The organism is Synechococcus lacustris str. Tous (assembly GCF_003011125.1).
GTDB classification, from domain to species: domain Bacteria; phylum Cyanobacteriota; class Cyanobacteriia; order PCC-6307; family Cyanobiaceae; genus Synechococcus_D; species Synechococcus_D lacustris.
In genome coordinates, this window is record NZ_PXVC01000085.1 from 1 (window position 1) to 7,740 (window position 7,740).

The window sequence follows — 7,740 nt, forward strand, 5'->3', positions numbered from 1 at the left end:
GGGCAGCTTTGCTCCATAGAGTTAGGCAACTGCAGGAGTTATTGGTGCGGGTTGCCATCGTGGGGTCGGGGTTGGCGGGGCTTTCAGCGGCCGTTGATCTGGTGGATGCCGGCCATCAGGTKGATATTTATGAGGCTCGGCCATTCATGGGCGGCAAGGTGGGCAGCTGGGTTGATCCAGATGGCAACCACATTGAGATGGGCCTGCAYGTGTTCTTTTTTAATTACRCCAATCTTTTTGCCTTGCTACGYAAAGTTGATGCTTTCGATAATCTATTACCAAARGACCATACCCATTTATTTGTTAATCGCGGCGCAGATTTAAGGGAGTTGGATTTTCGTTTTGCTTTGGGGGCACCATTTAATGGGCTCAAGGCATTTTTCACAACGCCTCAATTAARTTGGCTCGATAAACTACGCAATGCCCTYGCTTTAGGCACMAGCCCAATTGTGCAAGGTTTAGTWGACTATGAGGGGGCAATGCGAACGATCCGCGAGTTGGATCGCGTTAGTTTTAAGCAGTGGTTTGTGGGCCATGGCGGCAGTGAAGAAAGCATCAAAAGAATGTGGAATCCAATTGCCTATGCCCTCGGTTTCATCGATTGCCAGKCGATATCAGCCCGCTGCATGCTCACTATYTTTTTGATGTTTGCCACTAAAACAGAAGCATCAAAATTGAATTTGCTCAAGGGCTCACCCCATCGCTGGTTAACGGGGCCAATCCTCGAYTACATCACCGCCCGCGGCGGCARATTGCATCTACGCCATCGGGTAATTGAAGTGCAATTTGATCAAACAAGCTCCCCGCAAAACCCCGAACCAATAACAGCTGTAAGCGGCTTACAACTCAATACACCCAGCGGTGACATCAGCGTGCAGGCCGATGCYTACCTAGCCGCYTGTGATGTGCCGGGCATTCAAAAATTAATACCGCCGGCTTGGCGTAGATGGCCCATGTTTGAGCGTATCTATAAGTTGGAGGCGGTGCCAGTTGCCACGGTGCAATTGCGCTACAACGGTTGGATAACYGAATTGGGTGATGGAGCTGAAGCCGCTGCAAAACGCAGCGATCTTGCCAAGCCATCGGGGCTGAATAATTTGCTCTATACGGCTGATGCTGATTTCAGTTGCTTTGCTGATTTAGCCCTTGCTAGCCCGGAGGAYTATCGCAAGCCTGGTTTGGGTTCGTTGCTYCAATGTGTATTAACCCCCGGCGATCCTTGGATCCCAAAAAAAATAGAAGAGATCGTTGCCCACACCGATAACCAAGTGCGCCAATTGTTTCCCTCGGCCGCACCTTTGCAAYTGGTKTGGAGCAATGTGGTGAAGCTAGCCCAATCCCTTTATCGGGAAGCGCCTGGGATGGATCCCTACCGGCCAGATCAGCAAACGCCAGTGGCTAACTTCTTTTTAGCCGGCAGCTACACCAAGCAGGATTACATCGATTCCATGGARGGGGCCACCATGAGTGGCAGATTGGCAGCAGCAAAAATTCTTGGCCACTAGGCCAACCACAAGCAAACCACCTATCCCTTCACGGAGATCCCATGGGCCGTTGGCTCGAGCACAGTGTTACCACCAGCATTAGGGCCCCCGTAGATCAGGTGTGGGTTTTATGGAGCGACCTGGAGGCAATGCCCCTCTGGATGCGTTGGATTGAATCGGTGCAAACCCTCGATGATCCAAACCTCACCGAATGGACCCTGGCGGCCCARGGTTTTCGTTTTCAATGGAAGGCACGCATCACCAATCGGGTKGAAGCCCAGCAATTGAATTGGGAATCGGTGAAGGGATTACCAACAAAGGGTGCTGTGCGTTTTTATCCCGAGGGCCCCGCACTTACGGCCGTGAAATTAACCGTTAGCTATGAATTGCCAGGGGTGCTGGCGCCCTTGATGGATTCAGCCATGTTGGGAGGTTTAGTTAGTAAGGAATTACAGGCAAATTTGGATCGCTTTCGTGATTTAGTGGAAGAAAGGGCTGGCGCTAGATAAGGTGCCGGCAGTTGCAAAACTAAAGCTGAAACGCTCACTGCCGTTTGCTGCATTGTTTTGCGTAGCTGCCATAGCTGGCTGCATTAATAATCCCCGCACTGATAGATCAAATACTTCSTATAAAGATCCTCTGCCTCCTTTGCCCCAAGCACCGGTGCCAGATCCACGTTTTACTGCACTACCAAAAACCGCCGAAGTTTTAGCTGCRYTGCCGAGTGGCCGGATTGATCCATTTGCGCCACCGGCATTAGCAATAGATAAAAGTAAAAACGGCAAAGCTCCGCATAAGCCCCCCAGTTTGCAATTCACTGGTGTTGCCTTAACCAATCGGGGCGGCCCCCAGGCTTTTGTTGCCTTTAATAGTGAAAGTGGTGCTGTTAGCCCCGGTGATCAAGGCGGCGCTGCCATTCCTTGGTTACCGCCWGGGTGGCGYGTAATCAGCATCAAYGTGCAGCAGGGCCAATTGGTTTTAGGTAATGGGCCCCAACGCTTTCCCTTCCAACTTTGATAGGGCGCTCCGGCAGGCTTCCACTAAACCTTCAAGGTCGTGGGGATCGGCCTCACTATCCACCCGGCCCAATAATTCYCTGCAGGCATTACTGGTTTGGGGGCCAATTGATATCACCGCTAAGGGTTCAAGTAAAGCCAGCCAACTGCTGCCTAAAGCCTGTTGCAACAAGCTCACGCTATGGCGCACGGTTTTAGCACTGCTAAAGCAAATCGCTTGGGCCTTGCCCTCCAATAGGGCAGCGCTGGTGGCCGCTGGCATGGAGCTGGGGCAGCGGGATTCATAGGCGGCCACCTCCACCACCCTGGCGCCAGCTTCRCCAAAGGCTTCCGCCAAGATGCTGCGGCCACCGCTTTGCACCCGCGGCAGCAGGATCCTTTGGCCCCAAACACCCACAGGAAAATTTTCCAGCAAGCTGTCTGCCACAAAATCKGGGGGCACAAAATCAGCTGCTGCACCGATCTGTTCCAAAACAGCGGCCGTTTTACGGCCCACGGCCGCCAGCCKTACCCCAGGGGGSCGGCTGGCAAGGGATTTGCCCTGATGCTGCAACCTGGCCTCCAGTGCTTCCACACCATTGGCGCTGGAAAATACACACCAATGGAAACTATCCAGTTCCGTTAAGGCATCATCCAATGGGCCTAATTCGTYTGGCGGGCCAATAACTAGGGCCGGTAGATCCAACACTTGGGCGCCAGCTGCTTCAAATAGGGCGCGGGATCCACCCAGCTGTTGTTCAGCCCGGGTTAGCACCACCGTGGCCTTCAACTCAGGCCGCATCCAATTTCACCAGTTCACCAGCTTTGGCAGCCAGTTCCCTTGCTTCCTCTTGCCTGCCTTGGCTAAGCAATAGGCCGATCGCCGTTAGAAAGCTTTGGCGRGCAGTTTCAAAATTGCCGCCTAGTAGCTGGGCAGCCCCAAGGTTTTGATGGATTTCTGGGTTGTTTGGCGCCAACTCAAGGGCAGTTTCGTAGGCCTCTAGGGCGCCGGCGATGTTGTTTGCTTTGCGGCGAATTAAGCCGAGGTTGTACCAACCAAGTGCCACCTCCGGTGCCTGGCGGGTGGCGGCCTCGGTGTGGCTGGCAGCCTCTTCTAATTTGTTTTGACGCAGCATTAACGCCCCCAAATTGAGGCGGGCACCAATGCTGAGCCGGGGATTCAAAGGTTCGTTTAGGGCGGCGCGGTAATGCTGTTCCGCCCTAGGTAAATCGCTTTGGGAGTAGGCAATACCCAGGTGCAGTTGCAGCTCATAACGCTCTGAACTCTGCCCCTCGCTGCAGTGCGCTAAGCCCTGCTGCAGCAGGGCAATGCCCCGCTCGATGGCGCCGCTTTCAATTTCTAATCCGCCCAATTTGGCGCAGGCATAGGGATCGCCAGGGTGGGCGGCCAGTTCYGCTTCCATGGCCTGCCGTAGCCGTTCTGCCTTATGGCCTGCCACCAGGTTTTCCAATTGGTAACCGCTGTGCACAAGCGCTGGTTCAGGGCAATCCACYACCCGCCATTGGGGTTCTGTTTGCAGCAGCTTTTCAACGCTGTCGTCGATGGAGGCGTGATAAGCGCGATTCCAGTTGAGAGCTGGATGGCGTTTAAACAGGCGGCTCACTGAGGAATAGGGGGATTGGGCTGCCCCTGCCTCAAAGCGCAGCAGATTTATCACCAACACATCCGGTTGGGCCATCAGCGCCTGCAAAGGTGCTTTGGCATCGCTCAGTAGAAATTCATCGGCATCCAACACCAACACCCAATCGCCCTGCACTAATTCCAGGGCCCGGTTGCGGGCAGGGGCAAAATCCCCTGGCCATTCGATTGTTTCCACCCTGGCGCCAGCTTCACTGGCAATCGATTTGGTGTTGTCGGTGGAGCCTGTATCCAACACCAGCAGTTCATCGCAAAAGCCCGCCACGCTGGCTAAGCAGCGGCCGATTTGCGCCTCTTCGTTGCGGGCGATCATCGAGAGGCTGAGCATGGCCGCAGTTGCCCAATGGGTGCCCGCAAACCTTAATACCCCCTAATTCGTGAAGCCCCCCTCATGGCGGGCGGCCCCAAGGCCAAGGGCTTCCAGGGCCAAAGCTTGCGCCCCTGGCATTTGACCCGGGCTATAGGCAGCGGGCAGGTTTTTGGGTAGCAGTTGCTGCAGTTCTTGCCATAGGTAGGGGCTGCCATACACCACTAGCCCCGCCAGTTTTTGTTGCTTCAGAAGGGTTTGCACCACTTCAGCCCAGTAGCCATCAGCGCCAGCGCTGCCGCGAAATGGGTTGCCCCGCACAAACAGCTGCAGCAGCACGGGGCCTGGCGCTAGGGCATCAAGGTTTAAGGSTTGGCTRCGGCCATCGATCAAGGTGGTTTTAAAGCCAGCCGCCTCAGGCCTCAGCAGGGCAGGTGCTGCCAGGGGTAAGGGRGCACAGGCGAGGCTGCTGTCTACCCGAATYAGATTTACGCCAGGCCCTTGAAGCMCCTTGCTGCCCTGCTGCTGCAGGCTTAATTGCAGTAGTTCTTGGGCTAGGGCCCCGTGGGGTGCCTGTAASTGAGCCAGGCWTGCCAAAGCCGCCGCTGCATCGATGCCTGTTGGGCGGCAGCGCCCTAGGGCAGATTGGCGCCTTTGAATGCTTTGCTCAAGCCGTTCTTCGCTCCAACGGCCTGTTATGCAGCCCTGCTCTAGGGCATCAAGGGCAGCAGCAGCATCAGCTGGCATCAAGATCAAATCAGCGCCTGCTTCAAAGGCCAGGGCCGCCGCTTCACCCGGGCCGTAGTGGTTGGTGATCGCTTCCATCACCAATGCATCGGTAACGATCAAACCGTTAAAAGCCAATTCCTGCCGCAAYAATTGGCTTAACACYGCCCCTGAGAGGGTGGCGGGGCGCTCGCGATCGAGGGCTGGCAATTGCAGGTGKGCCGTCATCACGCTGGCAACATCGGCGCCGATGGCAGCTCGAAATGGCACAAATTCCAATTGATCCAGGCGTTCGCGGCTGTGGAGTAATTGCGGCAGCTGCAGGTGGGAATCCTGGTTGGTATCCCCATGGCCAGGGAAATGTTTGGCGCAACCGAGCACCCCTTCCCCCTCTAGCCCCTGCAAAAAAGCACAGCTAAGGGCTGCTGCTGCGGCARCTGTTTCCCCCCAGGCACGCACATTRATAACAGGATTRGCTGGGTTGTTATTCACATCACAAACGGGCGCCAGCACCCAATTGAGCCCGATGATTTGMGCCTCGCGGCCGGTGCAGCGTCCGTAGGCYCGGGCTAGGGCTTCGGCCCKTTGGGGTTCCGCCTGCCATAGGGGCGCTAGGGCCAGAGGTGGCACMAGCCAAGTGGCGCCTTCAAAGCGTTGGCCAACCCCCTCTTCCACATCGGCGCAAAGCAATAAACGGTTTTGCGCCGCTGATCCAGCCCATTGCTGTAACTCGCGGCAGCGCAGGGCTAAATCGGCGCTGCTGCCGCCGAGCAAGATCACCCCACCAACCCCTTGGYTGAGCCAATATTGCAATTCGGCATTAGCAAGTTCCCAGCGGGGRTAGCGCCTTTGRCTATCGCTGCTAAAACCACTCGCCCTTAACACCAATAGCTGGGCCAGYTTGCGGCGCAGGTTCATGGCTCCTCTTGTTCTTGGCGGGCCTCAGCTAAACGATTTAATAAACCCAAAACCTCCACCCCCTCGGCYAGGCCTTTGTCGTGGTGGAACACCAGTTCAGGGGTGCGGCGCATATTCAACCTGCGGCTTAATTCACCGCGCAGRTARGGAGCGGCAGAGCGCAAACCCTCCATGGCYTCCTCCTGCTCATTTTTGCTGCCGTAGATGCTCACCGAAACCTTGCAATGCTGCAAATCTCCGGCCACCACCACCGTGGTGATACTCACCATGCCYTGGRAAACCCGTTCATCGCGCACRCCAGTGCGCAGCAGTTCACTCATTTCCCTACGGATTAGGGAAGCAACCCGTTCCACCCGCCGTCCCTGGGCCATCTCTATGCCCCTGGTACTGGGGTAACCATCGCATGCAGCACTAAKGCAAGGCTGATGCCACCGCTCACCACGGCCCCCACCAAAGCAATCGCTGTTACSGGGTTACTGGTGCGGGCAAGCAGAGGGGCGAATACTGAATCAGCAACGCCAAGCCCCAGGGCAATYAAATACCTGGGGTAGCGGGTCACATTTACGAAAAAATCCCTCACGGCGCGCTCGGTAATGCAATGAAATCATTTCCAGTTTGCCGCTCCAGCAGCAAGGTGGAAGAACTGGTGGCMACGGCCCCTGGMCGMAGCCCTRCTTCCGGTGGTGGATAACGGGCTTGCCACTGCTCCACGGTKATGTGGTTTTGATCGCGGCGGCTGAATTTGCTCAGAATTTCGATTCGGCTGAGGCGTGGCGGTAGCTCAGGCCGCCGCAGGGTTTGCAAACTCAATTCATCAGCCAAAAAAACGATTGGGCTAATGCTCTCGCTGCCACGCCCTTGGACGCTGGTTTCAAGCGATAAACCATCGCGCAAGCGCGTTAGTTGCCGGTTGGGATTGTTGGGGTCGTTTTCAACTGAAAGCAAYTCATCCCCCAGGCTTAATTTGGCAACTGCTGTGGCATTGGCAGCCCKATTGCCCACCACCAAGCCATCGCTGCGGCGTTTAAAGCCAACSGTTGMTTGGCTGCCATCGGTGCTTGTGAGTARCCAATTACCTTCAAGCCACTGGGGGTATTCCAGATCCGTTTGASCTGGCCTTGTTAGGGGAGCCGGCAGCGACCAATCGGGCCAGGCCAGCAGCCTTTGCTCYAAAGCGCCCCCCAGCGGTAGCAATAGGGCCAAGATGAATGCCAAYGGGCCGMTAAACATGTCTGATCCCTTGATTCGGGCCTTAGATCATTACGTGGTGCTTGATCCAATCGAGGGTGAGCAGATCCTTACGGCCGCCGAAACCCTGGCGTGGCTTGAATTGCAATTAAGCCGTTTGGAGCAATTGCCCGAGGATTTAGCGGCGCTTCCYAAKGGCACCGCCCAGGCGGAACGGTTGCTGGATACCGCCTGCGCCTTGGAGTTGGAGCCGGGATTCACGGTGCAGTGGTTTGCGGTGCGCCTGGAGGCTTGAGCACCCCTGGTAAGGCAGCCAATATTTTGCTGGCTAGGGCMTTGGGATCGCAGTTGCCCGCTGCGATTTGCAGGTCGGCCTGGGCATAGAGGTGTTCGCGSTCCTGCAGCAAATTAATTAATTGCTCTTTGGGGTTTGCCTGTTGCAGCAGAGGGCGATCCCCGGGT

At 56.0% G+C, this 7,740-nt stretch carries 10 protein-coding genes and 1 pseudogene; 4 read left to right on the plus strand and 7 right to left on the minus strand.

Annotated elements, in window-relative coordinates; translation table 11 throughout:
- The first annotated feature begins 44 nt into the window (after positions 1–44).
- Genes zds through C7K08_RS11780 form a run of 3 tightly spaced genes read left to right on the plus strand, consistent with a single transcriptional unit; the run spans position 45 to position 2,501 of the window.
- Entirely contained in the window at positions 45–1,505 is a 1,461-nt protein-coding gene (zds, locus tag C7K08_RS11770) for a 9,9'-di-cis-zeta-carotene desaturase (RefSeq protein WP_106500799.1), read from the plus strand.
- 41 nt (positions 1,506–1,546) lie between these two features.
- Positions 1,547–1,993, plus strand: a complete 447-nt coding sequence (locus C7K08_RS11775) for an SRPBCC family protein (protein WP_106500791.1) — start codon at positions 1,547–1,549, stop codon at positions 1,991–1,993.
- Between the two features lies 1 nt (position 1,994).
- A complete protein-coding gene (locus C7K08_RS11780; protein ID WP_106500792.1) occupies positions 1,995–2,501 on the plus strand; it encodes a hypothetical protein in 507 nt (168 codons plus the stop codon).
- On the opposite strand, the gene C7K08_RS11785 is transcribed toward C7K08_RS11780, so the two are convergent.
- Genes C7K08_RS11785 through C7K08_RS11810 form a run of 6 tightly spaced genes read right to left on the minus strand, consistent with a single transcriptional unit; the run spans position 2,463 to position 7,305 of the window.
- Positions 2,463–3,281, minus strand: coding sequence for a uroporphyrinogen-III synthase (locus C7K08_RS11785; RefSeq protein WP_106500793.1), 819 nt, complete (start codon positions 3,279–3,281; stop codon positions 2,463–2,465). The genes C7K08_RS11780 and C7K08_RS11785 overlap by 39 nt on opposite strands.
- A complete protein-coding gene (locus C7K08_RS11790; RefSeq protein ID WP_106500794.1) occupies positions 3,271–4,467 on the minus strand; it encodes a glycosyltransferase family 2 protein in 1,197 nt (398 codons plus the stop codon). Before C7K08_RS11790 ends, C7K08_RS11785 begins: the two co-directional genes overlap by 11 nt.
- 42 nt (positions 4,468–4,509) lie before the next feature.
- Positions 4,510–6,090: a glycoside hydrolase family 3 N-terminal domain-containing protein gene (locus C7K08_RS11795; protein WP_106500795.1), complete on the minus strand. Its 1,581-nt coding sequence runs from the start codon at positions 6,088–6,090 to the stop codon at positions 4,510–4,512.
- Complete coding sequence (rbfA, locus tag C7K08_RS11800) at positions 6,087–6,461, minus strand: 30S ribosome-binding factor RbfA (RefSeq protein ID WP_106500796.1); 375 nt, start codon at positions 6,459–6,461, stop codon at positions 6,087–6,089. Before rbfA ends, C7K08_RS11795 begins: the two co-directional genes overlap by 4 nt.
- 2 nt (positions 6,462–6,463) lie before the next feature.
- Positions 6,464–6,670 carry a DUF751 family protein gene (locus tag C7K08_RS11805; RefSeq protein ID WP_106500797.1) on the minus strand — a complete coding sequence of 69 codons (207 nt, stop codon included), beginning with the start codon at positions 6,668–6,670 and terminating at the stop codon, positions 6,464–6,466.
- Positions 6,667–7,305, minus strand: a complete 639-nt coding sequence (locus tag C7K08_RS11810; RefSeq protein WP_241537238.1) for a DUF6816 family protein — start codon at positions 7,303–7,305, stop codon at positions 6,667–6,669. The genes C7K08_RS11805 and C7K08_RS11810 overlap by 4 nt, the downstream gene beginning before the upstream one ends.
- Positions 7,306–7,318: 13 nt before the next feature.
- Here C7K08_RS11810 and C7K08_RS11815 point away from each other — a divergent pair, with 13 nt between their 5' ends.
- Entirely contained in the window at positions 7,319–7,573 is a 255-nt protein-coding gene (locus C7K08_RS11815) for a CRR7 family NDH-1 assembly protein (protein ID WP_106500800.1), read from the plus strand.
- Here the strand turns inward: C7K08_RS11815 and C7K08_RS11820 are convergent.
- Positions 7,536–7,740: pseudogene (locus C7K08_RS11820) on the minus strand (shikimate kinase); the annotation flags it as partial. The gene C7K08_RS11815 and the pseudogene C7K08_RS11820 sit on opposite strands and share 38 nt — an antisense overlap.